Origin of the sequence: Corallococcus sp. bb12-1, from assembly GCF_026626765.1 — a bacterium.
GTDB classification, from domain to species: domain Bacteria; phylum Myxococcota; class Myxococcia; order Myxococcales; family Myxococcaceae; genus Corallococcus; species Corallococcus terminator.
Genome location: NZ_JAPNJZ010000031.1, coordinates 156821 through 182147, shown reverse-complemented (window position 1 = coordinate 182147; position 25327 = coordinate 156821). Strand labels below are relative to the sequence as shown.

The window sequence follows — 25327 nt, the reverse complement described above, 5'->3', positions numbered from 1 at the left end:
ACCAACTGCTCGGGCGCCACCCGGTAGCTCCCGGGCACCGCCGCCCCGGTCGGAGCTGCCCGCAGCAATCCCTCCAATGCCTCCACGAAGACCTCCGGGACCAGCGGCGAAGGCAGCGCCTCCAACCCTGAACGCAGGAACGCGACCACCCGGGGCGAGCGCCGCAACATCCGGCCCCAGTCCACGCCGTTGCTCGTGTCAGCGAATGGGATGTCCAGGTGCGCCGCGAACTGTCGCCGGTAGCAGTCCTTGAACAGCCGTTTGTCGGTGCGCCACGCCGCGGGCAGGGCCCGTGACAGCGCCAGCACCTCGCGGTCCATCAGCGGGTTGAACACCTCCAGCCGGTGCGCCTTGAAGTAGTTGAGGTGGTGCAGGAACGAGGGCACCCGCTCCCGGAAGTACAGCGTGTCCCGGAGCGCCTCCAATCCCTCCGGAGCCGCCGCCACCCTCTGGCGCACCTGCTGCTCGCGCGCCGCCCACGCCTCTTCGCCACCGCCCACCAGCCACCGCTCCCGCCCCGCGACGTCCTCCGTGAAGGGCAATGACAACCGCGCCAGCACCCCGCCCACCGTCGTGGCACTCCACCCCGTGGGCCCGAAACACTCGTCCCCCCGGAACAGCGAACCCACGCCGTGCCGTTCCGCCAACCGCTGGCACAGCGTCAGCTCGTCCGCGTGACCGAAGGACAGCTCCGTCATGCCGGACTGCGCCTGGAACATCGCGGCGAACGTCTCCGGGACCTGCCCCACGCTCCGCTTCAACTCCACGTGTCGCGTGCCGAAGCGCCTCGCGATGTCGTACGCCACCCTCGCGTCCGACCCCTCCCGCCGCAGGTCGTGTCCCCACGTCACGGTGCACAGCCGCGACGTGTCCGCCACGTGCCTCGCCACCGTGTGGAAGAGGAAGCGCGAATCCCATCCTCCGGTCAGCAGCAGCGCGGGCGCGCGGGCCTGCGTCCACCGCTGGAGGATGGCGCGCTCCAGGGCCGTCTCCCATCGCGTCAACGTCGCCTTCACGTCGAACAGACCAGGGTCCTGGCGCACGGTGTCCGAACCCGTGCGCCGCCGCTCGACACGGCCATCGCGATGCACCAGGTGCTCCCCGGGCAGCAGTTGGAAGACCTCCGCCAGCAGCGTGTGCCCCGCGAAGAAGCGCCCTCCCACCAGGAACTGCGCCAGGTTCGCGCCGTCCACCGGGGCAGGGGCCAGCGTCCGCAGCGGCGCCACCTCCGGGGAGAACGCCAGCCCCCACGGCCCGCACCGGAAGAACCACCGGCGCGACGCGGTGGGGTCCATGAAGAGGTACGTCGCCTCCGGCGTGCGCACGAACACCTGGAACGAACCGTCCCACCCGTCCAGGAACCGCTCCCCCCGTTCAAGGAACGCGTCGAGCAACGCATCCGCCACGACCTCGTCCCCGGCCGGCCGGCCCAGCACGTGTCCCTCGAAGGCCAGACACACGCCCGCGCCCTCCCGGAGCCCCCCCGTGCCCCGAAGCGCGAACGCGAACCCCGGCCCCGCGCCGCGCCGGGCCCCCTGCCCCTCCACCGGATACAGCCGGGCCTCCATCCGCTCCAGCAGGGCTCCCGCCTCCGGCCCCACCACCCCCGTCAGCCCTGGCATGCACCGTCTCCTCGGCCGTGGGACGAACCCCGGGGCCCACCGCGTCCGTCCGCCTTCATGCCGACCCCGCCGACAGGGCTCGCGCGTAGACACGCACGTAGTCCGCCACCTGCCGCGAGCCATCGAAGCGCGCGAGCACCCCCTCGGCCCGCTCGCGCAGCAGGGGCTTCACCGTGCCATCCGCCACCTGGGCCATCCGGTCCGCGTAGGCCTCCGGGTTGGCCGTGTCTCCCCGGACGAGCAGCGGCCAGTCCGTCCCCAGCACCTCCGGGATGCCGCCCACTGCGGGGGCCACCACCGGCAGGCCGTGCGCGAGCGCCTCCAACATGACCAGCCCGAAGGACTCGAACCGCGAGGTGAGCACCAGCGCCGTGGCCTGCTGGTATTCGCGCGCCAGGACCTCCGTGTCGTCCTCGCCCACCAGCACGGTGACGGCGTCGCGCAGCGGGTAGGACGCCAACAGTTCCCGGGCCCGCAGGGCCCCCCGGTGGGTGGTGACCAGCCGCAGGGTGGCGTGGGGACGGAGGGCGTGCAGCCGGGCGAAGGCCGCCAGCAACAGCTCCGGCCGCTTCACCGGCCGGAGGGACGACACGTGGAGGAATCGGTCCGTCTGTTCCGCCCCCGGAGCCCAGGGGCGCCGCAGCTCCGGCCGGAGGAAGTTGTGGACGACGTCCGCCGAGGGCAGCTCCGGCAGCCGGTGCGCCAGCGCGTCCGCCAGGTAGCGCGAGACGCACGTCACCGCCGCCGCGTCCCGCAGCACCTCGCGGGTGACCTCCGGCCGCGTCCCGAGCAGCGCCTCATTGAGCACGTCCGAGCCATGGAACGTCACCACGTACGGCACGCCCCGCAGCCTTCGCAGGAAGTAGGCGGGCAGGCCGAAGACCTGGAGGTTGTGCAGGTGCAGCAACCCGAAGGGCGCCGTGTCGTGGAGGCGCAGGAGCTGTTCGCACACCTCCAGGGGACTGGTGAAGGCCGCGTCCACGTCCAGGCTGTGCGCCGCCCGCAGCGCTCGCTCCGGGGAGAGCACCCGCGTGTCGTCCGGACGCGCGCCCTGCGGATCACAATGCAGGTAGCGGACCGCGAGCCCCTCCTGCTTCAGCGCCGCGCCCAGGCTGAGCGCCGCGATGGAGGAGCCTCCACTGGTGGACAACATGCCCATGCAAACCGTGGGCAGTCCTTCAAGGATGGACATGCGGCGAGGATACGGATCACCGCTGACATGCCTTTCGCCGCACGCGCCAGGACGGGCCTTGGCCGCGCAACGACAGACGTCACGGGTCGGAGGAAACCACCCGCTCCGGCTCCAGCACCTCCCGGGTCCGCGCCCCGCCCTCGATGTAGCCGGCGCCGCCCGTCAACCGCCGGCCATCCTCCAGGATGGCGATGAGCTTGTACGACGAATCACCCCGGGACACGTAGGACAGGGCAAGCGACTCCCCCTTGAGCAGCAGGCGGTGGACGACCTCCCCATTCGCATGCTCCAGGCGGACCTCCTGCACATCCTGGCCGGTGTGGTTCTCCACGCGGACCTCGACCCGCGGCCGCAGGGGTGCAGTGTCATGCACCCAGAGCGCGACCCCGGTGATGAGCGTCAGGACCACCCCTGTCGCCATTCCTCCCACGAACCCCAGCACCCGCATGGCCCTGCCTCCCGCATCCAGCGCCGCGCCCCGCCATGGGGTCGGATGTCCGGTTCTAGCAGGCGCGCCGGACCTCCGGCGCGACGAGCACTCCGCACACCCTCGGGGTGAGGTAGTCCAGACGGACAGGAGGCAATCCCCGCATGCGAAAACTCACCTATTACGTCGCCAGCACCCTCGATGGCTTCATCGCGTCCCCGCACGGCACCTTCGACTTCTTCGCCATGGAGCCGGACTACCTCGACGCGATCGCCGCCGAGTATCCGGAGACGCTCCCCGCCGGCTACCGCGCGGTCCGGGGCCTCTCCGGTCCCGGGCAGCACTTCGACACGGTCCTGGAGGGCCGGCACACCTATCAGGTGGGCCTGGACGCGGGCGTCACCAATGCCTATCCCCACCTGGAGCATTACGTGTTCTCGCGCACCCTCACCCAGAGCCCAGACCCCGGGGTCAGGCTCTCCCGCACCCCGCTCGAAACCGTGCGCGAACTGAAGGCCCGGGACGGGTTGGGCATCTGGCTGTGCGGCGGCGGAGCGCTCGCGGCGGAGCTCCTTCCGGAGATCGACGCGTATGTCATCAAGCTCAATCCCGTCATCGCCGGCTCGGGCATCAAACTCATCGACGCGGGCTTCGCGCCCCACCGGCTCCAACTCACCGGGTCACGCGCCGTCCAGAGCGGCGTCGTCTTCCTGAACTACGTGCGCCGCGCCCCGTGAAAAACCACGTCCCGCTTTCGCGACATTGAGAATCGCCAGATGAGAATCCATGCCATTCCCATCTCAAACGAAATGGATGGAAGTGTGACGTCGAATTGATTTGTGATTCCCAGACGTCTTCGCGTAATCCAAATGGGTGCGCTGGCGAATGGCATCCAGGTGACGCCCGTGAAGTACGGGGCGCAGCCGACCTCTCTGGGCACCTTCAGCGCGTTCGGGGATCCGGCGGTGGCGGACACCGCGAACATCCGGCTGGACGTGAACACGGCCCCTGGCCTGCATGACCTGGCCAGCGGCGGCGCCAACCTCTTCACGTGCGAGCAGTGCGTCTTCGGTTATCAGGACGCGGGCACGGCGGGGCAGAAGCTGTTCGTCGCGGACACGGGCTCGCTGCTGCTGGCGCTCAAGGTGTCACCGCAGCAGACGGTGGGCGCGCTCTCCAACGTGACGCTGCGCGAGTCGGTGAACGCGCCGCCGCTCAGCGCGCCTACCGGGGCAGCGCGGTGGTTCCTGGCGGGGAGTGCAAGTGGATCCGCTTCGCGACCTGGAACACGGTGCGCGCGGGCGGGTGCGACCCGCGACAGGGCTCGCTGACGGCGAACCTGCCCGGCCTGTCCTGCGTGGCCACGAACTACCTGGCCGACGATGGCACGCTGGAGCAGGCCACGGGCACCAAGGCGCAGGGCGAGGCGTGCACGTACACGGCGGCGCCGACCTCCAGCGGGCTGGCGACGACGGACTGCGCGCAGGGCTTCGCCTGTACGGACCTGTTCACGCAGGCGCGGCAGTGTCTGGCCACGTGCGACCCGATGGCGGCCGTCCCCGGCTGCCCGGGGCGGCACGGTGTGCGGCGTCCATGGCCTGTGCATCGGACAGTCCGTGCTGGAGCCCATCGGCTTCGCCTTCGACCCGGCGCTCATCGGGGAGACGTGCAGTCTGGGCTTCGCCGAGTTCTGCGGCACCGAGGGCGCCCGCGGCGCCTGCGTGGACCTGACCGGCTCGGGGCATGGCACCTGCCTGCGCTATGCACGCGCCCGGTCGGACTGCGGCGCCGGCGAGGAGCTGGGCTTCATCGGGTATCCGCTCGCCGGTGGCGGCTACGATCGCACCACGGGCTGTTGCTACACCGACGGCCTCTGACTCGACTTTCGCCATTCTGCTGGGGAGCAAGGCAGTGAGGCGAGGGGATGAGCGGACGGGGGTAGGTAGATGCGGCCATCGGGTGCGGCTGAAGAAGAGTCCGCCAAGACTTTTCTCCCGCTCACGCAGGACCACCGCCGATGGCCGCTGCGCGCATTTCTCGCTCGGCACGGCCTTCACTGACGGCCCTCGACGCCACCACCAGGCCGTCGCCATGCCATGTCACTCTCGGGCCCGAGGAGCGCGACTCAAACTCCAGCTGTAGGAGTCAACCGGAAGCGGATGCATGCCGCCCAGGCGGGCCTTGGCAAGCCGTGGATTTCTCAGCGAGGGGATGGCACCACGCAACGCGCTCCAGCCCCCCGGCGGTGACCGCGGTCACCAGGCGGACGGCGCCAGTCAGCACGGAGTCCGTTGCCGGGCTCACCTGCCGACAAGCGCGTTTGCTTTCACAGCCCCGAGGGGAAATTTGAAATCGAAGCGCCCCCGGAAATGTCAGACCGATCCGGTATGAATCTCCCTGCGCGGCGCCATTCTGGGCGTCGCCGAAAGGGTTGCCTCCACAATGAACATGTCATTGATTTCCCTCGGGCTTTTGGTCGGCATGACAGGGGTCGGCTGCGCGGGTCTCGACGAGGCCGAGGCGGTGGACTCCTCCGTGTCGGAGGATGCGACCTCCCAGGCCACCCAAGGCCTGATCACCCAGGTCACCGGTACCAGCCCGGTCACCTTCGTCGCCACGTCGGGCAACGAGACGAAGCCCTATAACCAGTCCGCCACGTCGGTGGTGGCATACACGCGGGATTCAACGACCGGGGCGTTCACGGCCTATCCGGGCACGGGCTCCGCGGACGGCACCCTCTCCGTGCCGAACGTCCCTTCCGGCCGCATCTACCTGAAGCTGGGCTCGCGCTACCTGGTGAGCACCGGCCGCGCGTTCGACCTGGGCTCCACGGAGTGGGGCCGCGATGGCACCTTCGTCTCGCTGCCCACCCTCGTGACGGTGTCCGCCACCGGCCTGTCTCCCTGGCAGTCGGGGGACTACCTGGAGGTGTATTCGTTGAACCCGGGCGCGTTCGGCTACATCAACGGCGGCGTCACGGGGTTCCCCCTGGCGGGCGCCACGTCGCTCTCCGGGCTGAGCTTCAATTACGCCGACATGCTCAACCCGGTGCTGCTCGACAGCGGTCGCGGGGATGTGTTCTCACTGGCGCAGATGCGGTTGCAGACGAGCGCGAATGGAGTGCCCTACCGCGCGATGCACAAGGTGCTCGACACGAGCATGACGCAGGTGGAGGGCCAGCCCGTCACCGTCAGCGGAACCTTCACCCAGCCCGTCGCGACAGGCACCTTCGCGGTGGACTGGAGACGCTCGGCCTTCGAAGCCATTCGCACCCAGGTGAACCCGGGCGCGGTCAGCACGTACAACGAGATCTGGATGTCCGCCCGGCCGGCCGCGCTGAGCTCGGCGCTCGCGTCCATCAGCGGGCAGCCACTGCTCGTGAAGCTCAATCCTGACACGCAGCGGACCGACATCGTCACGGGGAGCATGACCTACAACAACCCGCTCCCGGCGACGTGGCAGAAGGTGGCGCTCGCCGCCGCGGGCTTCACGAAGAGCTACGCGCTGGGCACCGCGACGCCCTACATCATGAGCGTGGACATCCGCGTGGATCAGGAGGCGAGCGCGTTCACCGCCGCGCCCGTGCAGCCCCTCGTCGGTCCGGTGCAGGCGCCCCAGGTTAACACGCGCGGCGCGTTCCAGGACCTCACGGGCGTGGGGGCCGACGCCTCGCTGCGCTGGTCGAAGCCGCTGATCGGCACGGCCACGAACTACGTGGTGAACATCTACCGGCTGGGCACGAGCAACGGTTCCACCACCGCGACACGCGTGGCGGTACTGCACACGGATCTCCAGAGCGTGTACCTGCCCCCGAACGTGCTGCAGGCGGGCCAGACGTACTTCGCGGAGATCCAGAGCTGGTACCAGCCCGGCTCGGACCTGGCGATGAGCCCGTTCAAGCGCTCGCTGCCTCGGGGCCGCGCCAGCGTGCTCACCGGCATGTTCAGCCCGTAGGCGCTGAAGTCCTGGGAGGGAGAGGGAGCCCGCTCCCTCTCTTCCTCACGAGCCGCATCGCTTCAGTGAGGCTCTGACTCGACTTTCGCCATTCTGCTGGGAGCAAGGCAGGGAGGCGAGGGGATGAGCGGACGGGGGTAGGGAGATGCGGCCATCGGGTGCAGCTGAAGAAGAGTCCGCCAAGACTTTTCTCCCGCTCACGCAGGACCACCACCGATGGCCGCTCCCCATTTGTACTCACTCTTCGAGGTATTGCAGTGGGCCCGGCCGGCTGGAGTTGCCCCGGTCAAATCGGACAGCTCAGGGTTGAGAGTTTGCAGTACGGAACTCGAGGGGTGACTTCATCTTGAGCCCACGGTGCGGGTGGCAGCGGTTGTCGTCGTCGAACCAGGCGGGCAATTGCGCGTGCACACCGACTTGAAGCATCTCGGTTTGCCGCCACGACCCTGGTATCGCTCCAAGCTCACCGTCAGCATCGCGGACGTCCTCTCCCTGGCTCAGGACACCCTCTCCGGTGCCGACGGGTCCGACCCCGCTCGCACCTTCTCCAGCCTCCTTTGCGCGCACCCTTCGGACCCGCCGCTCCCACAGGCGGCTTGAGCGGCGGGCCGCCGGGCGGTGCGCCCCACCGCGACACGCGGGGTGGGAGTGGAGACCCCACCCTTCGGGACGCGAGGAGGGTATCCGGGGCTCAGCCCAGGTAGAACTGCTCGAAGGTGAAGGCATGCAGCGCGGTTCCATTGAAGCCGCTCATCACGTTGCCCGTGCACGTGGGCGACGTGAGGACGACCCGGCCGTTGCCCCAGGTGTTGAGAATGAGGGTCAGTTTTCCGGTGTCATCCAGCTCCAGTTGGACGTTGTCCTGGGCGAAGGCGGAGAAGTTCTGCCAGCGCGAGACACCTCCCTGGGTGGAGTAATAGCTCCGGTCATTGAAGGTCTGGCGGCCACTGCTGGCGGGGCTGGTGAGGCGGGCGGGGACCCGCGTCAGGACCCCCGTGACGGGATTGAGATAGAAGCTCGCGGGCACATAGCTGCTCAAGCTGGCGGAGATGTACGAAGCCACCGCGCCCACCGAGCCCGTGGCCGGCTTCAACGAAACGCCCGTCACATTGATGTAATAGCCGCCGCCCTGCTGCACCCAGTTGAACTGGGAGTTCACCAGGGTCGTGCAGCTCTGCGCGGAAGCCTCGGCGCCGACGAGCAGGGTCAACGAGAAGAGAAGGCCTGCGAGAAAACGGGACGCGTTCATGGGAGCACCCTGCCGGAGGGAGCGCATGCCCGGGACGCCGCCGGCACTCGGGCGTTCGGGCTTCAGCGACGGCGGCACTGAGCACGTCCCGTGCCGCCAGCACCGCCACTCCCGCGCGGGGTGCGCAACCCGGCGTGGGCTGTAGCCGCCCGGGCTACCGGTCCACAGGCAGTGGACGCCCAGGCAACCCCGAGGCGAAAGACAACGGGGCGGCAGGTCCGTGAAGACCTGCCGCCCCGCTTCTTCAAACATCAATTCCTGTCAGTGGCTCAGGGGTTGTTCTTCACGGTGAAGCTGAAGCTCTGGATGACGAAGTTGTCCACCGCGTCGGTCATCCAGACATCCACGGTGTGCGTCCCATCCAGCAGCTCGCGGGTGTCCAGCTCCGCGGTCCACGTCCCGTTCGGCTGGAGCGTGCCGGCGCGGATGCCGGACCCGTCCCGCGTGAACGCCACGTTCTTGATGCTGCTCAGCGCATCCGTCACCCGGGCCGACAGGGTGATGATGCCGCTGGCCGTGCCGTTGGGCACCGGCGTGAGGAGCGTGGCCGTGGGCGCCTGCGTGTCATAGCGCACGGTGCGCGTCGTGCGGACGCTGCGGCCTGCCTCGTTCGTCACGTCGATGGTGAGCGTGTTCACGCCCGACGCCAGCACCACGGACGTCTGGATCTCCCCGCCGCCGCGCGGCAGCTGGAACGTCTGGCTGCCCATCTTCACGGTGGTCGCGGACATGGAGGACACGCGAATCGTGTACGGCAGCGTGTGGTTGGCGCGAGGGCCGAACGTCACACCGTCCGCCGGATCCGTCGTCACCGTGGGGGTGCCGGCGTCCACGAACACGTGCACCACGGCCTCCGTCACGTTGCCCGCCGAATCCGTGGCGCGCACCAGGATGCCCTGCTCGCCGAAGTTGGGCATGCTCACCGGGTGCGTCACCGTGCCGGTGCCGAACTCCAGCAGCGTGGTGTTCACCCACTGCGTCTCCACGCGGGTCGGCGTCTGCTCATCAATCTGGCTGGTGACATTCACGATGGCCGTGCCCACCACCTGGCCCTGCACCGGCGACTGGATGGTGATGACCGGCGGGATGCGGTCCACCGTGAGGTTGATCTGCTTCGTGGTGATGCCGCCCAGGCTGTCGCGGCCCGTGAGCTGGATGATGTTCGGACCTTCCACCAGCTCCACCGTGGTGAACACCAGACCACCGCTCGCCTCGGGAATCACGACCACCGGCGCCCCGCCGTTCACGATGAACGCCGCGTAGGTGATGACCGCGCCGTTGGTGGCCGGCCGCACGAAGCCCCACACGGACAGCGTCGTCTCCCGGATGAACGCGGGCTGGTTTCCGATGACGATGTCCGGCGGGGTGTACGGGTACGCGTTGATGACCAGCGTCTGGGATGCGGTGCTGCCCAGCAGGTTCGGCGGCGTCTCCAGCGTCACGCCCGAGTACACCGCGCGGTAGTCCTGCGCGCCGGTGACGGTCCACGTGTCCGTGGAGAGGCTCCACGGCAGGGAGAACACGCCGTCGCCATCCGCGTCGGCATCCGCGCCAATGGCGACACCGGCCACGAAGAACGTCACGACGCCCTTCAGGGGACCCTTCACCAGGACGTTCGTCGCATCCACCACCCGGGCCGACAGCAGCGTCGCCTGGCCAATGGTCACCTGCGCGTTCGCGGCAGGGGTCAGGATGCTGGTGGTCGTCGCGCGACCCGTCACCGGAGGAAGCGGCGGGGTATACGTGCGCACGCGCGCGGAGGCGGAGACGCCCGGCGCGCCACCGGAGGCGGCCGTCACCGTGACATCCGACAGGAGCGAGGGCAGCAGGTTCGCCGGAGCGCGCACGGTGAGCGTCACCGTCGTCTCCGCGTTGGAGGCCAGGAACACCGTGGGCCGGCTCAGCGTGGCCGTCCAGCCGGGGAGGCCACCCGCCACGCCGAGCGTGTACGTGTCCGCCTGATAGCCGTGGTTCTTCACCTTGAACGTGTAGGTCGTCTCCTGGATGGCCGGGTCGTAGGTGGAGAACATCTTCGTGTCCGCGCCCACCACGGACACCTCCACGCTGAAGTCACCGAAGCACGCGAGACCCAGCGACGCGAACGTCGTCGGGATGTCCGGCGTCGCCGTGCCCGAGCCCCAACTGCCGTCCGCCGCCTGCCGCGACTTCAGCCATTCAATGGCGTTGAACAACCGCGTGTTGTCCGCGGGCTGCTTGCCCGCCAGGCACAGCGCATACACGCCGATGCCCGTGGCGAAGTCGTTGGACGCGTTCGCGGGGAGGTCGCCCCAGCCCTGGCCGCCCACCGGCGCCATCGCCGTCAACTGGTTGGCCAGGGTGGTGATGGCGGCGGTGTTCACACCGTCCGTGCCCGGACCCGCGGCCTTCAGCCCCACGATGACCCACGACTTCTGGAACGTGTACGGCATGCCGTCACCGGCGTAGGACGTGTCGTTGTTGTTGAGGTTGGCGCGAAGAAAGGCCGCCGCCTTGTCGATGGCCGCCTGGTATTGCGCCGCCTTCGCGGGGTCCACTCGCTGCTTCGCCTGCGCCAGGACGACGAGGAAGCGCGACGTCAGGGAGACGTTGCCGTAGTTCACGGGGAAGCTGTTGTGGTCCTCCACCCACCTTCCGCTCGCCTGCTGCGTGGTCAGGGCCCAGTTGGCCGCCATCACCAGCGAGTTGCTGTACTGCGTGGACACGTACTGGTCGAAGCCCGCCAGGCCAAAGGACGCCCAGCTCGTCTTCGAGTTCGGGTAGGGGGGAGAGGAGTGCAGCCAAACTCCCGAAGGCTGCTGGTCCGCCTTGATGCGCGCGCCCAGCAGGTCCAGGTTGGCCTGGATGGTGCGGCCGTTGGAGGTGACCTGGGCCATGTTGTAGCCATTGGCCTTGGCGCTCGACAGACCGAACACCGCCGCGCCCTGGCGGTGACACGCGATGCAGTTCTGCGACGTGGTCCAGTTGGCCACGTCGGAGCTCAGGAAGTGGATGGCCTTCTGCGTGGCCTCCGTGTTGGTGGCCGCGGCCGCCGGCAGGCTCAAGCCTGACAGCAGCAGCGCCGCGAACACGGCGACGCACGCCGCCCAACGGGGCGACGAACGGGTGACGACAGGTGACATGGAATGCGTCCGGGGTAGTGGGTGAGCACGGACCAGACGCGAGGAGCCGGGCCCCCAGGGCACACGCAGGCCAGCCACCCGCGCGCTTGCATCCCGCGCCCCGGTGTTCCGGCACTTGTGTCTGACCTGGAAGGTTGCGCCCCGCGAAGGACGTGCCAGGTCAGAATAAACAGTATTCAAGTAAATTGTCCAGGGCACCCAAAGACAGCCATTCCATGGTGTTGCAAGCAATCATCGACCCATCCGGAGTCATCCAAGACTCACAACACCGAATCGCTACAGCGCTGTCACACCGGTCGCATCAATTCCCAATCCCATCACCTTCGGGAACGGGAGGGCCCTCCGCGGCATGGGCCCCTGATCACGGACCGCGAGGGCGAGCGGTGGCAGGCACGCATGTCCCAAGCCCCCGCCCGCCTGGGTGCATGACGCCCAGGCGGGAGTGTCCGGCGGCCGAACCTGCCGTGCGACACCGCCGAATCGCCCCCCGGAAGGGTTTAGGCTTCGAACCATGCGAAGCCCCCAGGATGACCGCCTCGAGCCCGAATCCCCGGGCAGCGGAGGCATCACCTACGTCACCCGTCACAACACCGCCGACGCGGACGCCCAGTTGCGCCTGCTCATCGACAACGTCAGGGACTACGCCATCCTGACCCTGGACTTGGAGGGGCGCGTCGCCAGTTGGAATGCGGGGGCCGAGCGCATCAAGGGCTACCGGGCCGAGGAGAGCCTCGGGCAGCACTTCAGCCGCTTCTACCCCGCCGAGGACGTGGCCCGGGGCAAGCCCCAGGCGGAGCTGGAGCTCGTCACCCGGGAGGGCCGCTTCGAGGAGGAGGGGTGGCGGCTGCGCAAGGACGGAAGCCGCTTCTGGGCCAGCGTCGTCATCACCGCGCTGCGCGACGAGCAGGGGACCCTGCGGGGCTTCGGCAAGGTGACGCGCGACTTCACGGAGCGCAAGCTGGCCCAGGAGCGCCTGCTCCAGAGCGAGGAGCGCTTCCGGCTGCTGATTGAAAGCATCCAGGACTACGCCATCTACATGCTCGACCCCGAAGGCCGGGTCAGCACCTGGAACGCGGGGGCCGAGCGCATCAAGAACTACCGGGCCGAGGAGATCCTCGGCCAGTACTTCGGCCGCTTCTATCCCCCGGAGGACGTGGCCCGGGGCAAGCCCCAACGGGCCCTCCAGGTGGCGGCGGAGGAGGGGCGCTTCGAGGAAGAAGCCTGGCGGATCCGCAAGGATGGCAGCCGCTTCTGGGCCAGCGTCGTCATCACCGCGCTGTATGACCCACAAGGGACGCTGCGGGGCTTCGCCAAGGTGACGCGCGACTTCACGCAGCACAAGCAGACCCAGGAGCGGCGCGAGCTGGAGATGCTGCGGGACGCCGTGCTCGCCCGGGACGAGTTCCTGTCCGTCGCCTCCCATGAGCTGAAGACGCCGCTGACGCCGCTGCAACTGAAGCTGACGTCCCTGCTGCGCGTCGTGGAGAACCACCCGGAGGCCACCCTGCCCGTGGGGCGCCTGGTCCGGGACCTGGACGTCGCGCGCCGACAGGTCCGCAAGCTCGCGGACCTCATCGAGGACCTGCTGGATGTCTCACGCATCAGCATGGGCCAGCTGCGCCTGGACCGGACGCCCATGGACCTGACCGCGCTCGCGCGGGAGGTGGTGGTGCGCTACACGCCGCAGGCCCTCCAGGCGGGCTCCACGGTGAACCTGGAGGCGCCGGCCCCCCTGCCCGGCAACTGGGACCGGGTCCGGATGGAGCAGGTGCTGACCAACCTGCTCACCAACGCGCTCAAGTACGGCGCGGGAAAGCCCATCCGCGTCCACGTGCGCATGGACTCGGGGCTGGCCCTCCTCACCGTGCAGGACGAAGGCATCGGCATCGCGCCGGAGCATCAGCCCCGCGTCTTCGACCGCTTCGTGCGCGCGGTGTCCGAGCGCAACTACGGGGGGCTGGGGCTGGGCCTCTTCATCACCCAGCAGATCGTCGAAGCCCACGGCGGCATCGTCCAGGTCCGGAGCACGCTCGGGCAGGGCTCCGCGTTCACCGTGCTGCTGCCGTCGGGCCTGGACGCGAAGCTGGACTGAACGCCGTCGCTGTCAGCCCGCCGTACCGCGATCCTCGCGCGCCGTGACGAGGTAGCGGTATGGCACCACGCGCGTCAGCTCATGCAGCGTGGTGACGCCCGCCGCCACCTTGCCCACCGCGACGTCGAGCAGGCGGATGACCACGTCCTCGCCCGACGGCGACGGCGCCACGTTCACGCGGAAGTCCACCGACTTGGGCCCCGCCTCCCCGTGGTAGAGCGCGCGAAGCCGGCCGTCCTGCGGCCTGCGCCGCTCGGAGATGTCCAGCCCGGCCATCACCTTGATGCGGCCCACCACCTCCGGCAGGGAGTCCGGGGAGATGTCCGTGTATGCCTGATGCAGGATGCCGTCGACGCGGTAGCGCAGGTCCACGTCGTCCGGGTAGCTCTCCAGGTGGATGTCGGACGCGTTCTGCTCCACCGCCCGCGTCAGCACGTGGTTCACCAATTCCACGGGCGTGGGCTTCTGCGACAGGGGCGTGCCCGGACGCAGCACCACGTCCACCGTGACGTGGGAGCCCGCGCCGAAACCCACCTCCAGCGCGGTGTCGATTTCGTATTGGTTCAGCCGCACCGGCTGCACCGGACGGCGCAGGAAGTCCGCGATGTGGTAGCGCACGGACAGGTCGTCCGGATTCAGCATCGCCACCGTCACCGGAGCCTGCTCCTTCGTCGAGTCCACCCACCCCATCACCGCGACGCCAGGCGGCGGCAGAAGGACTCCGGCAGCAGCCGAAGTGATTCGCGGTCGAGCGTGAACTGGGACAGCTCGGTGAAGGGGGGCACTTCCGGGGGAGCCATGGGCAGGCGGCTTATCATGGCCCCCCTCACGCCCGACGGGGCTGTTATCCTCGTGCCCATGTCGCGGCCTCCCGCGGAACCTCCCGCCATGCCGTCGCTGCTGGTGTTCGCCGTCGCGGTGCTGCTGTTCGGCTCGCCGCTGCGGCGACTGTGGCTGGCGGAAGGCGCGCCCGCCTACCTCCCCTTCGTCGTGTGGCTGGGCGTCATCGCCCTGGGCGGCTGGGTGGCGCACCGGAGCCTGCGCCCATGACGCTGGGCCTGGGCCCGCTCGTCGTCGCCTCCGTCGCCTATCTGGGCGTGCTGTTCCTGGTGGCCTACGCGGCCGAAAGGGGCCGCATCCCGGCCCGCATCACCCAGCACCCGCTCGTCTACGCGCTGGCCCTGGGCGTGTACGCCACGTCCTGGTCCTACTTCGGCAGCGTGGGCTACGCGGCCCGCCACGGCTTCCGCTACCTGGGCATCTACCTGGGCCTCACGCTCGCATGCCTGCTGGCCCCCGTGCTGTGGCGGCCCCTGCTGCGGCTGACGCGCGAGCTGCAACTCACGTCGCTCGCGGACCTGCTCGCGTTCCGCTACCCCGGTCAGGTGACGGGCACCGCGGTGACGCTGTTCGCGCTGGCGGGGAGCCTGCCGTACCTGGCCCTCCAGATTCGCGCCGTCGTGGAGTCCGCCCGCCTGCTGAGCCCCGCCGCGTCCCCCGCGCTGGTGGGCCCCGGCTTCTGCGGCGTGCTGGTGGTCTTCTCGCTGCTCTTCGGCGCCCGCCACCCCGCCCCGCGGGAGCGTCACGAAGGCCTGATGCTGGCCATCGCCTTCGAGTCCGGCGTGAAGCTGTTGGCGCTCGTCATCGTCGCGGGCTGGTGCGTGGTGTCTGTCTTTGGTGGCGTGGGCGGGTTGCAGGACTGGCTCACCCTCCACCCCGAAGCGGTGGAGGCGCTGCAACGCCCCGCGCGCGACGCGTCGTGGGCCCCGCTGCTGGTGCTCTCCGTCGTCGCCGCCTTCCTCACGCCCCGCCAGTACCACGTGGCCTTCACCGAAGCCCCCGAGCGCGACGGCCTGGCCACCGTCGCGTGGGCCTTCCCGCTGTTGATGCTGCTCATCAACGCGGCGGTGCCGGTGCTGCTGTGGTCCGGAGAGGCGCTGGGCCTGCCCTGGCCCGCGGACTTCCACGTGCTCTCCGTGCCCGCCGCGAAGGGGGCCACGGCCGTGGCGCTGCTCGCGTTCCTGGGCGGCGTGTCCGCGGCGAGCGCGATGGTCATCGTCACCACGCTCGCGCTCGCGCCCATGTGCCTGACGCACCTGGTGTTGCCATTGGGCACCGCGCGCGGCCGGGACGACCTCTACGGGTGGCTGCTCTGGGCCCGGCGCGTGCTCATCGCCGCCATCATCCTCGCGGGCTACGGCTTCTACCGGCTCATCGACACGCGGGCGACGGGGCTCGTGGACCTGGGGCTCGTGTCCTTCGTGGCGACCGCGCAGTTCGCGCCGGGCGTGCTGGGCCTGCTGCTGTGGCCCCAGGCGACGCGCGCGGGCCTGCTCGCCGGGCTGGGCGCGGGGGCCGCGACGTGGACGGCCACGCTGGTCGCGCCCCTGTGGGAGCCGCCGTCGGTGGTGGCGTGGACGAACCAGGCCTCCGTCGCGCTGGGCTTCTCCGCGGAGGAGCCGTGGGGCTTCGCCACGTTCACGTCGCTGGGGCTCAACGCGCTGTGCTTCGTTGCCGTATCGCTGATGACGCGCCAGTCGGCGGAGGAGAAGGAGGCCGCCCGCGTGTGCGCGCGCGAGGCGCCGGGGCTCGCCGAGGGCAGCGTGGCGGCCAGCTCCCCCGACGAGTTCCGCCGGCAGTTGGAGCCGGTGCTGGGCGCGCAGGTGGCGGCGGCGGAGGTGGACCGCGCGCGCGAGGCCCTGGAGTTGCCCCCGGACGAGCGCCGGCCCGCGGAGCTGCGCCGCCTGCGCGACGGCGTGGAGCGCAACCTGTCCGGCCTCATCGGTCCGGTGCTGGCCCGGCTCGCGGTAGGCGAAGCGCTGCGGTTGGATCCCGGCGCGCGCACCGCCCTGGCGGATCAGCTGCGCTTCGTGGAGGAGCGGGTGCGCGACGCACGGGACATTCGCGGGCCGGTGCGCGAACTGGAGGTCGTGCGCCGCTACCTCTACCGCATCCTGGAGGACCTGCCGCTGGGCGTGTGCACGGTGGGCCCGGACGGAGAGGTCGTCATCTGGAACGCGGCGCTGGAGGCGGTGTCGCGCGTGCCCATGGACGCGGCGCGAGGCCACCCGCTTGCGCACCTGCCGGAGCCCTGGGGCGCCCTGCTTTCAGACGTGGCCACGTCCCAGGCCAGCGACACCGAGGCGCGCGTCCCGGTGGCGGGCCAGACGCGCATCCTGCGCGTGCACTGCTCGCGGCTGGCGCCTTCCGACGGGGACAGCGCGGGGGATGCGCAGGGCATGACGCTCCTGGTGGAGGACTGGACGGAGCGCAAGGCGGTGGACGCGCGGCTCGCGCACCAGGACCGGCTCGCGTCGCTGGGCCGGGTGGCCGCGGGCGTGGCGCATGAGATTGGCAACCCGCTCACCGCCATCGCCAGCCTCACGCAGAACCTCAAGTACGACCTGGAGGACCCGGAGGCGGTGCGCGACCGCGTGGGGCTCATCCTCCAGCAGTGCCGCCGCATCGACGCCATCGTCCGGACGCTCGTGGGCTTCGGCCACGCGGGCACGGTGGGCGGTGAGTCCCGGCCCTTCACGCGCGTTCCCGTGGGCCCGCTGCTCGCGGAGGCCACGCAGCTGGCGCGGCTGTCGCGCAAGAGCCGCGACGTGGCGTGCACGCACCAGAGTCCGGACGGGCTGGACGTGAGAGGCGACGCGCAGCGGCTGGAGCAGGTACTGGTGAACCTCCTGACCAACGCCATCGACGCGTCGCCCACGGGTGCTCAGGTGGACCTCCTGGCGGAAGCCGCTGGAGATCAGGTGCGCATCCAGGTGGAGGACCGGGGCCACGGCATCGCCCCGGAGTTGTCGCAACGCATCTTCGAACCCTTCTTCACCACCAAGCAGCCCGGCGAAGGCACCGGCCTGGGCCTGATGCTGGCGGAGGGCATTGTGCGCGAGCACGGTGGCACGCTGCGCATCGAAGGCCGTGTCGAGGGCGGAACTCGCGTCACCGTGAGCCTGCCCCGCGCGCCCCTGAACCTCCCGGAGGCTTCCGCGTGAGCCGCATCCTGGTCATCGAGGACGAACCCATCATCCGCACGGAGCTGCGGCGGCTGCTCACCCGCGCGGGCCACGACGTGGCGGAAGCCGGCGCCGTCCCAGAGGCCGCGGCCGAGCACGCGCTGGACGCGTTCGACCTGGTCATCTCCGACCTGCGCCTGCCCGGGCCGCCGGGCACGGACATCATCGGCCTGTGTCCGGGCGTGCCGGTGCTCATCATGACCAGCTACGCCACGGTGAAGTCCGCCGTGGACGCGATGAAGCTGGGCGCGGTGGACTACATCGCGAAGCCCTTCGACCACGACGAGCTCCTGCTCCAGGTGGAGCGCGTGCTGCGCGAAGGACGGCTCACCCGGCAGAACGCCGCGCTCAAGCGCGAGGTGGAACAGACGTGGGCGCCCGGCGGCATGGTGGGCAGTTCCGCCGCGATGCGCGACGTGTTCGAGCGCGTGCGCAAGGTGGCCTCCTCCTCCGCCACCGTGTTGGTGCTGGGCGAGTCCGGCACCGGCAAGGAGTTGGTGGCCCGCGCCGTCCACGCGCAGAGCCCGCGCGCGGAGGGCCCGATGGTGGCGGTCAACTGCGCGGCCATCCCCGAGGGCCTGCTGGAGAGCGAGCTGTTCGGCCACGAGAAGGGAGCCTTCACCGGAGCGCAGGCCGCGCACGCGGGCCTGGTGGAGGCCGCGCACGGAGGGACGCTCTTCCTGGATGAGATTGGAGAATTGCCCGCGCCCGCGCAGGCGCGCCTGTTGCGCATGCTCCAGGACGGCGAGGTGCGGCGGGTGGGCGCCACGCGCTCGCGCAAGGTGGACGTGCGCATCCTCGCCGCCACGCACCGCGACCTGCCCCGCCGCGTGCAGGAGGGGCTGTTCCGCCAGGACCTCTACTTCCGCCTGCGCGTGGTGGAGATCCGCCTGCCGCCCCTGCGCGAGCGTGGCGAGGACCTGCCCGCGCTCGCGAAGCACCTGCTGGAGAAGGCCACCCGGCGCCTGGGGCGCGCGCCCGCGTCGCTGTCACCGGAGGCCCTGGCGGCCATCGCCGTGCACCCGTGGCCGGGCAACGTGCGCGAGTTGGAGAACGCCATCGAGCGCGCGGTCATCCTCGCGGACGGGCCGCTGCTCACCCCGGACCTGCTGGCGCTGGAGCTGCCGGGTGCGGCGGCGACGGACGTGCCCGCGGCCGCGATGGAAGAGTTGGACTTCGCGCCGCTCGTCGCCGGAGAGGATCCGCGCTCGCCGGATTCGATGGAGGAGTACTTCCGCCGCTTCGTGCTGGAGCACCAGGACCGCATGGGCGAGACGGAGCTGGCGCGCAGGCTGGGCATCAGCCGCAAGACACTCTGGGAGAAGCGCCAGCGGCTGGGCATTCCGCGCACCCGCGCCTGACTTCCGACGCGTCGACATCGACGCGTTTCGACGCGTCGAAGGGCGTCGAACCCCGTCGACGGCGCCGTCCCTCACGGTCGCCCAGAGGGAAGCAAGGCGCGGCACATCGCTTGCTCATGGCTCCTGGCATCCACCGGATGAGTCCAACCCCCGGTGCCCCAGGAGCAGCCCACCATGTGCAATTCCATCCACCTTGACTCGAAGGGTCAGCCCCGGTCCGGCTTCGACACCCGCCTGCGTCCCGATACGGCCCGCACCGCCGCGAAGGGTGGCGCCCCCCTGTCCACGGAGCGCACCGCCAACTGCGTCGTCGTCAACCAGTGGGGCTCGGCCATCAGCGGCGTGACGCTGCGCCACCGCTACAACAACGACCCCAGCTATCAGCAGCAGGGGAACTGGCCGTCGCTCGCGCAGAACGCCACCAGCTCTTCGTTCTCGGCCATCTACTGGACCGGCGCCATTGGCCACGACTACTGGTGGGTCCAGTTCCAGGATGACAACGGGAAGATCTGGACGTGCAAGCAGAACTTCTACTGCACCCTGGATGCCTCCGACGACGGCACCACCGTCTACTTCTTCCTCAACGGCGCCTCCGAGGACATGAAGATCCAGATGACCAGCAATGGCTGCGACATCTCCCTCTACGAGTCGTAGGCGCCCACGCCTGCCTCCCCCTTCTTCCGGAGCCATTCCATGCCGACCGAAGCGCAGGACCCCGCGCGGCTGAAGCAGTTCGTCGCGGCGGCCATGAAGGACTACCTGGGCACCCAGACGGAGATTGGCGTGTCGGCGGCGGTGGCCGTCGGAGACGTGCGCGCCCACTACGTCGCGGGCCTGTCGGACCGTGAAGCCCGCCAGCCGGTGGCCGAGGACACGCTGTTCCTCATCGGCTCCGTGCAGAAGGTCTTCACCAACACGCTCGCCGCCGCGCGCATCGTGGAGGGGAAGCTGGCGCTGACGGATCAAATCACCCGCTTCCTGCCGGGAGAGGTCCGCCAGCAGGGGACCGTCATCCGGCAGGTGACGCCTCAGACGCTGGGCACCATGACGGCGGGCATGCCCTCCGCCAACGTGCCCGGCCACCCCGCGGGCGCGTTGTACCGGGGCGAGGTGCCACCTCCCGCGATGTTCGATTTCTGGACGCGCTTCAACCCGGAGACGCGCGTGGGAGCGCACTACAGCTACTCCAACGTGAGCGAGGTGACGCAGGGCTTCACCACCACCTTCGCCGCGCGGCGCAGCTACCCGGAGATGTTCGCCACGGACCTCCAGGAGCCGCTCGGGATGCGCGACACCCGCGTGGACCTCACCGGCATCCGTCCCGAACGCATCGCGCAGGGCTACACGGCGAAGGGAAAGCGCATCGGCTACCGGGGCGTGGGCTTCAACTCCACCGCGTCGGACATGCTGCGCTTCCTGGAGGGCAACCTCTTCCGCATCCCCTCCATGCCGCTGCTCACCTACCGCGCGATGAAGCTCGCGCACACGCCCCACTTCGACATCTCCGCCCGTCAGTCCATTGGCCTGGGTTGGTACATCACCGATGCGGGCGCTGGCGCGAAGGTGGTGAGCAAGGCCGGCGGCAACGGCGGCTTCGTGGCGTGGGCGGGCTTCCTGCCTGGACACGCCGCGGCGGTGGTGCTCCTCACCAACGGGCACCCGACCACCGGTCTCAGCCTGCCCGCCACGGGCCGGAAGATCCTCCTGGAAGCGGCGGGGCTCGACACCTCGGAGGTGCCGCCAGACGCGGACGCGGGCATCCAGTCCGACGAGGACGCGGCGGACTGAGCCCTCCGGGGCTCGCCCGGCGGACTGCCCCTCATTGTCCTGCCCCGGTGCGTGCGTAGCTTTCGACACGACACGCATCCGGGCACAGGACGAGGAGGCCGCATGGCCGGCACACCCATGTTCCGCGCAGTCGTCTCACCCTGGGGCCAGCGCGCCTGGGCGATGCAGGTGGAGCGCACCGCGCGCAGCTACCTGCGCAGGCCCCGGATGAACCTGTCCCCGAAGGCCACCGACGTGGAGACGGCCACGCGCCGCTTCCTGCTCTACTTCATGCTGCCCGCATGGCTCATCCCCGGCGTGGTGGACTGGGTGTGGCACAAGAAGACGGACATCGAACACACCAGCGGCGCCGGCGAGTCGATGATCCACTGCCTGATGATGTCCGAGGTCGGCGTGCCCGTGGTGATGGGGCTCCTGCTGGAGATCAACCCGCTGACGCTCTCCATCATGCTGGGCCATTCGCTGGTGCACGAAGCCACCGCCTTCTGGGATGTGCGCTACGCCACGAACCACCAGCGAGAAGTGCTGCCCCGCGAGCAACACACGCACAGCTTCCTCGAAATCCTCCCGTTCATGGCGGTGTCGTCGATGATCTGCCTGCACTGGGACCAGTTCCTCGCCATCTGGGGCGTGGGAGGCCGCAGGGGGAAGTGGCGCATCCGGCTCAAGAAGGAGCGACTGTCAGGCGGCTACCTGAAGGGCATCTTCGGCGCCATCGCCGCCACGCTCGCCGTGCCCTACGCCAACGAGCTGTGGCGCTGCGTCCGGGCCCAGCACCGGGGCGAGGCCCAGACGCCCTGGCTGTTGGGCAGGCAGGACCCCGTCACCGTCCCCGACTCCCTCCCGCCTGAACCCACGCCGCCCGCGCGCACGCATGTCTCGGCATCCACGGAAGGGCTGCGCTGACGCATCGCGTGGCGGTGCCACCCGGTGTTACCCAGGCGTTACGACGCAGTGCGAGAATCGTTACGGGCGGTAACGCCCTGTCACCTTCCGCCACATCCTGACGCGGCGAGCCAACCCCCAAGGTCCTGAAACCCGACGGATGCGGGTGTGGAACAGGCATTGCTCATGCGACAGGGCCTATGCGCCCTGCCCCGAGCCTCCTGAAGCGCTGGATGGTGCTGACGGCCCTGCTGACCGCGCTTCCCGCGGCGGCCGGGAAGATCCAGCTCGGCGAAGACGCGGTGCTCAACGTCGACGTGCTGCTGCATCCCCAGATGCAGCTCGTGAAGGGCGGCGCGCCCACGGGAGGCGTGAGCACGGACTTCTTCCTGCGCCGCGTGCGCCTGCTCCTCTTCGGCTCCATCACCAAGCGGCTGTCGTTCTTCATCGACACCGACCAGCCGAACCTGGGCAAGAACGGCGACTGGAACCCGGCCTTCTACATCCAGGACGCGACCATCGCGTACGAGGTCGCCGACAAGATGTGGGTGGAGGCGGGTTTCATCCTCGCGCCGCTGTCACACCAGGCGTTGCAGGGCGCCATCGCGCTCCAGACGGTGGACTACCACTCCGACATCATCCGCTACCCGCTGGGCGTGGGGAAGGTCTGGCGCGACATGGGCGTGCAGGTGCGCGGCTTCGCCGGCCCCTGGACGTACCGCGCGGCCATCCTCAACGGCGTGGAGGGCGCGAAGCTGGAGAACGGACAGATCGTCAACCCGGACGACCTGCCGCGCGTGGTGGGCCACGCGCGCTACAACGTGCTCGGCCACGAGTACGACCAGTTCCTCCGGGGCATCTACTTCACCGAGGAGCCCATGCTGTCGTTCGGCGTGGGCGGCGACTACCAGTACTCCGCCATCGCCACCGCTTCCGGCGTGCATGACGCCGTGGCGATGGCGGCGGACGTGTTCCTGGACATCCCGGTGGGCGCGAACCAGGAGTTCGTCTTCCAGAGCAACGTCTTCTCCTGGCAGCAGGGCTTCGACAACCCGCGCAGCGGCACGGGCTTCTTCGTGGAGATGGGCTACCGCATCGGCATCGTGCAGCCGATCATCTCCGGCGAATACTTCAACGGGCGTGTGGACGCGCAGGACCTGCTCACGCTGCGTCCCGGCTTCAACATCTGGTTCCAGAAGCACACCTTCAACCTGAAGACGGAAGTGGCCGTGTCGCGCGTGGGGGACATCGCCCACGCCTCCACGGGCATCACCGGCACCGCCCAACTCCAGCTCTTCTACTGAGGACCCTCCGCCATGGCACCCGCCCAGGACCTGCTCGTCGCGCCCAAGGAAGCCTTCCGCCGCACCGCCCACGTGAAGAGCCTGGAGGACTACCAGCACCTCTACCGTCAGAGCCTGGACGCGCCCGACGCCTTCTGGGGCGAACAGGCCCGCCAGCTCACCTGGTTCCACCCACCGGACACCATCCGTGAGGTGAATGAAGAGGCCGCCGACTTCAGCTGGTTCGGGGGCGGCAAGCTCAACATCGCCGTCAACTGCGTGGACCGCCACGCGAAGGCGCGCCCGGACAAGGCCGCCATCATCTGGGCGAAGAACACGCCCGGCGAATACGAAGTCATCACCTTCCGCGACCTGCAACACCACGTGGGCCGCGTGGCCAACGTGCTCAAGGCGCACGGCGTGAAGAAGGGCGACCGCGTCATCGTGTATCTGCCCATGGTGCCGGAGCTCGCGTACACGATGCTCGCGTGCGCCCGCATCGGGGCGGTGCACTCCGTGGTGTTCGCCGGCTTCTCCGCGGACTCGCTGCGCGAGCGCGTGCTGGACTGCGGCGCGAAGCTCGTCGTCACCGCCAATGAAGGCCCGCGCGGCCCCAAGAACGTGGCGACCAAGGCCATCACCGACGAGGCCCTGGAGGGCCTCGCGCAGGTGACGTCCGTCCTCGTCGTGCGCCGCACGGCCAAGGAAGTGCCGATGCGCGAGGGCCGCGACCACTGGCTGGACGTGGAGGTGAAGAAGCACCGGGGCGTGTGCCCCGCGGAGTGGATGGATTCAGAGGATCCGCTCTTCATCCTCTACACGTCGGGCTCCACCGGGAAGCCCAAGGGCGTGATGCACACGACGGCGGGCTACCTCGTGTACGCGGCCACCACGTTCCGCTACATCTTCGACACGCAGCCGGACGACGTGCACTTCTGCACCGCGGACGTGGGCTGGGTGACGGGACATTCGTACCTCCTGTACGGCCCGCTCTCCACCGGCACCACCACCGTCCTCTTCGAGTCCACGCCCACGTGGCCCGACGCGGGCCGCCTCTGGCAGGTGGTGGACGACGTGAAGGCCACCACGCTCTACACCGCGCCCACCGCGCTGCGCTCCCTCATCAAGGAGGGCGACGCGTTCGTCACGAAGTCCTCCCGCAAGTCATTGCGCCTGTTGGGCAGCGTGGGCGAGCCCATCAACCCGGAGGTGTGGCGCTGGTATCACGACGTGGTGGGCGAGGGCCGCTGCCCCGTGGTGGACACGTGGTGGCAGACGGAGACGGGCGGCATCCTCATCGCGCCCCTGCCGGGAGCGACGCCGTGCAAGCCGGGCAGCGCCACCCTGCCCTTCTTCGGCGTGGAGCCGGTGCTGGTGGATGAAGAGGGCAAGGTGCTGGAGGGCAACGGCGTCAGCGGCAACCTGTGCCTGGCGCGCTCCTGGCCGGGTCAGGCGCGGACGCTGTACGGCCACCACGAGCGCTTCGTGGAGACGTACTACGCGAGATTCCTGCCCCTGTACTTCACCGGCGACGGCTGCCGACGCGACGAAGACGGCTACTACTGGATCACCGGCCGCGTGGACGACGTGCTCAACGTGTCCGGCCACCGCCTGGGCACCGCGGAGGTGGAGAGCGCGCTCGTGGCGCACGAGGCCGTCGCCGAGGCCGCCGTGGTGGGCTACCCGCACGACCTGAAGGGCACCGGCGTGTGCGCCTTCGTGACGGTGAAGCCGGACTTCGTGCGCACGCCGGACGAGAAGATGATGGGCGCGCTGCGCGAGCAGGTGCGCCACGTCATCGGGCCCATCGCCGCGCCGGACCGGGTGGTGCTGGTGTCAGGCCTGCCCAAAACGCGCTCGGGGAAGATTCTGCGCCGCATGCTGCGGAAGATCGCCAGCGGTGAGACGGAGAACCTGGGCGACGCCAGCACGCTGGCGGACCCCGCGGTGCTGGACGAATTGCTGACCAAGGGGCTGCCTCCGGCCCCGCGACGCTGAAGTCCCGCGGTCCCTTCCCTTTCCCTGCCGAGGAGGCACACCGATGTATGGCAATTCCAAGGACGATGTCCTGAAGGCACTCGCCGCCGCGCGCTGGCGCGTGGCGGGAGCGCTCACGGTGGCGATGCTCGTGACGTACCTGGGCTTCATCCTGCTCGTGGCGTTCAACCGGCCGCTGATGGGACAGCAGCTCGTTCCAGGGCTGTCCATCGGCATCGTGCTGGGCGCGGTCACCATCCTGGTCGCCTGGGTGCTGACGGGCCTCTACATCCTGTGGGCGAACCGCAAGTACGACCACATCCTCGACGAGCTGCGCCGCTAAGCCGAAAGGG

The 25327-nt window shown here is 69.6% G+C and carries 20 protein-coding genes; 14 read left to right on the top strand and 6 right to left on the bottom strand.

Features of this window, described 5'->3' with window-relative positions:
- The 3 genes from OV208_RS38180 to OV208_RS38170 all read right to left on the bottom strand — a co-directional run.
- On the bottom strand, positions 1 to 1622 hold a 1622-nt coding region (locus OV208_RS38180), incomplete at its 3' end, for an asparagine synthase-related protein (protein ID WP_267578880.1).
- A 55-nt stretch (positions 1623 to 1677) separates the two neighbouring features.
- Complete coding sequence (locus tag OV208_RS38175) at positions 1678 to 2814, bottom strand: glycosyltransferase family 4 protein (RefSeq protein ID WP_267578879.1); 1137 nt, start codon at positions 2812 to 2814, stop codon at positions 1678 to 1680.
- A 79-nt stretch (positions 2815 to 2893) separates the two neighbouring features.
- Complete coding sequence (locus OV208_RS38170) at positions 2894 to 3262, bottom strand: hypothetical protein (RefSeq protein ID WP_267578878.1); 369 nt, start codon at positions 3260 to 3262, stop codon at positions 2894 to 2896.
- 143 nt (positions 3263 to 3405) lie between these two features.
- Between OV208_RS38170 and OV208_RS38165 the strand changes: the two genes are divergently transcribed.
- The 4 genes from OV208_RS38165 to OV208_RS38150 all read left to right on the top strand — a co-directional run bounded on the left by OV208_RS38165 (position 3406) and on the right by OV208_RS38150 (position 7195).
- A complete protein-coding gene (locus tag OV208_RS38165; RefSeq protein WP_267578877.1) occupies positions 3406 to 3978 on the top strand; it encodes a dihydrofolate reductase family protein in 573 nt (190 codons plus the stop codon).
- A 132-nt stretch (positions 3979 to 4110) separates the two neighbouring features.
- Positions 4111 to 4572 carry a hypothetical protein gene (locus tag OV208_RS38160; RefSeq protein WP_267578876.1) on the top strand — a complete coding sequence of 154 codons (462 nt, stop codon included), beginning with the start codon at positions 4111 to 4113 and terminating at the stop codon, positions 4570 to 4572.
- A gap of 249 nt (positions 4573 to 4821) precedes the next feature.
- Entirely contained in the window at positions 4822 to 5118 is a 297-nt protein-coding gene (locus OV208_RS38155; protein WP_267578875.1) for a hypothetical protein, read from the top strand.
- 565 nt (positions 5119 to 5683) lie between these two features.
- Positions 5684 to 7195, top strand: coding sequence for an ABC transporter substrate-binding protein (locus OV208_RS38150; protein WP_267578874.1), 1512 nt, complete (start codon positions 5684 to 5686; stop codon positions 7193 to 7195).
- A 691-nt stretch (positions 7196 to 7886) separates the two neighbouring features.
- Here OV208_RS38150 and OV208_RS38145 read toward each other — a convergent pair.
- Both OV208_RS38145 and OV208_RS38140 read right to left on the bottom strand, forming a co-directional pair.
- Entirely contained in the window at positions 7887 to 8444 is a 558-nt protein-coding gene (locus tag OV208_RS38145; RefSeq protein WP_267578873.1) for a hypothetical protein, read from the bottom strand.
- 269 nt (positions 8445 to 8713) lie between these two features.
- A complete protein-coding gene (locus OV208_RS38140; protein ID WP_267578872.1) occupies positions 8714 to 11563 on the bottom strand; it encodes an Ig-like domain-containing protein in 2850 nt (949 codons plus the stop codon).
- Positions 11564 to 12074: 511 nt separating this feature from the next.
- Between OV208_RS38140 and OV208_RS38135 the strand changes: the two genes are divergently transcribed.
- Complete coding sequence (locus OV208_RS38135) at positions 12075 to 13655, top strand: sensor histidine kinase (RefSeq protein ID WP_267578871.1); 1581 nt, start codon at positions 12075 to 12077, stop codon at positions 13653 to 13655.
- A gap of 12 nt (positions 13656 to 13667) precedes the next feature.
- Here OV208_RS38135 and OV208_RS38130 read toward each other — a convergent pair whose 3' ends face one another.
- On the bottom strand, positions 13668 to 14336 hold the full coding sequence (locus OV208_RS38130; protein ID WP_267578870.1) for an ATPase, T2SS/T4P/T4SS family: 669 nt from the start codon (positions 14334 to 14336) through the stop codon (positions 13668 to 13670).
- Between the two features lie 135 nt (positions 14337 to 14471).
- Here OV208_RS38130 and OV208_RS38125 point away from each other — a divergent pair, with 135 nt between their 5' ends.
- The 9 genes from OV208_RS38125 to OV208_RS38085 all read left to right on the top strand — a co-directional run bounded on the left by OV208_RS38125 (position 14472) and on the right by OV208_RS38085 (position 25317).
- Positions 14472 to 14705 (top strand): hypothetical protein, encoded by a 234-nt coding sequence (locus tag OV208_RS38125; RefSeq protein WP_267578869.1) that lies wholly within the window; start codon positions 14472 to 14474, stop codon positions 14703 to 14705.
- Positions 14702 to 17659, top strand: coding sequence for an ATP-binding protein (locus tag OV208_RS38120; protein WP_267578868.1), 2958 nt, complete (start codon positions 14702 to 14704; stop codon positions 17657 to 17659). Before OV208_RS38125 ends, OV208_RS38120 begins: the two co-directional genes overlap by 4 nt.
- Positions 17656 to 19041, top strand: coding sequence for a sigma-54-dependent transcriptional regulator (locus OV208_RS38115; protein ID WP_267578867.1), 1386 nt, complete (start codon positions 17656 to 17658; stop codon positions 19039 to 19041). The genes OV208_RS38120 and OV208_RS38115 overlap by 4 nt, the downstream gene beginning before the upstream one ends.
- Before the next feature lie 174 nt (positions 19042 to 19215).
- Positions 19216 to 19695 (top strand): hypothetical protein, encoded by a 480-nt coding sequence (locus OV208_RS38110; RefSeq protein ID WP_267578866.1) that lies wholly within the window; start codon positions 19216 to 19218, stop codon positions 19693 to 19695.
- Between the two features lie 39 nt (positions 19696 to 19734).
- Positions 19735 to 20829, top strand: a complete 1095-nt coding sequence (locus OV208_RS38105; RefSeq protein WP_267578865.1) for a serine hydrolase domain-containing protein — start codon at positions 19735 to 19737, stop codon at positions 20827 to 20829.
- A gap of 102 nt (positions 20830 to 20931) precedes the next feature.
- Positions 20932 to 21735, top strand: coding sequence for a hypothetical protein (locus tag OV208_RS38100; RefSeq protein ID WP_267578864.1), 804 nt, complete (start codon positions 20932 to 20934; stop codon positions 21733 to 21735).
- A 212-nt stretch (positions 21736 to 21947) separates the two neighbouring features.
- Positions 21948 to 23018 carry a hypothetical protein gene (locus OV208_RS38095; RefSeq protein WP_267578863.1) on the top strand — a complete coding sequence of 357 codons (1071 nt, stop codon included), beginning with the start codon at positions 21948 to 21950 and terminating at the stop codon, positions 23016 to 23018.
- Between the two features lie 12 nt (positions 23019 to 23030).
- Positions 23031 to 24995 carry an acetate--CoA ligase gene (gene acs / locus OV208_RS38090; protein ID WP_267578862.1) on the top strand — a complete coding sequence of 655 codons (1965 nt, stop codon included), beginning with the start codon at positions 23031 to 23033 and terminating at the stop codon, positions 24993 to 24995.
- Between the two features lie 43 nt (positions 24996 to 25038).
- The gene (locus OV208_RS38085) at positions 25039 to 25317 is read left to right on the top strand and encodes a DUF485 domain-containing protein (RefSeq protein WP_120540733.1); all 279 of its coding nucleotides are present in this window, start codon (positions 25039 to 25041) and stop codon (positions 25315 to 25317) included.
- Positions 25318 to 25327 lie beyond the last annotated feature (10 nt).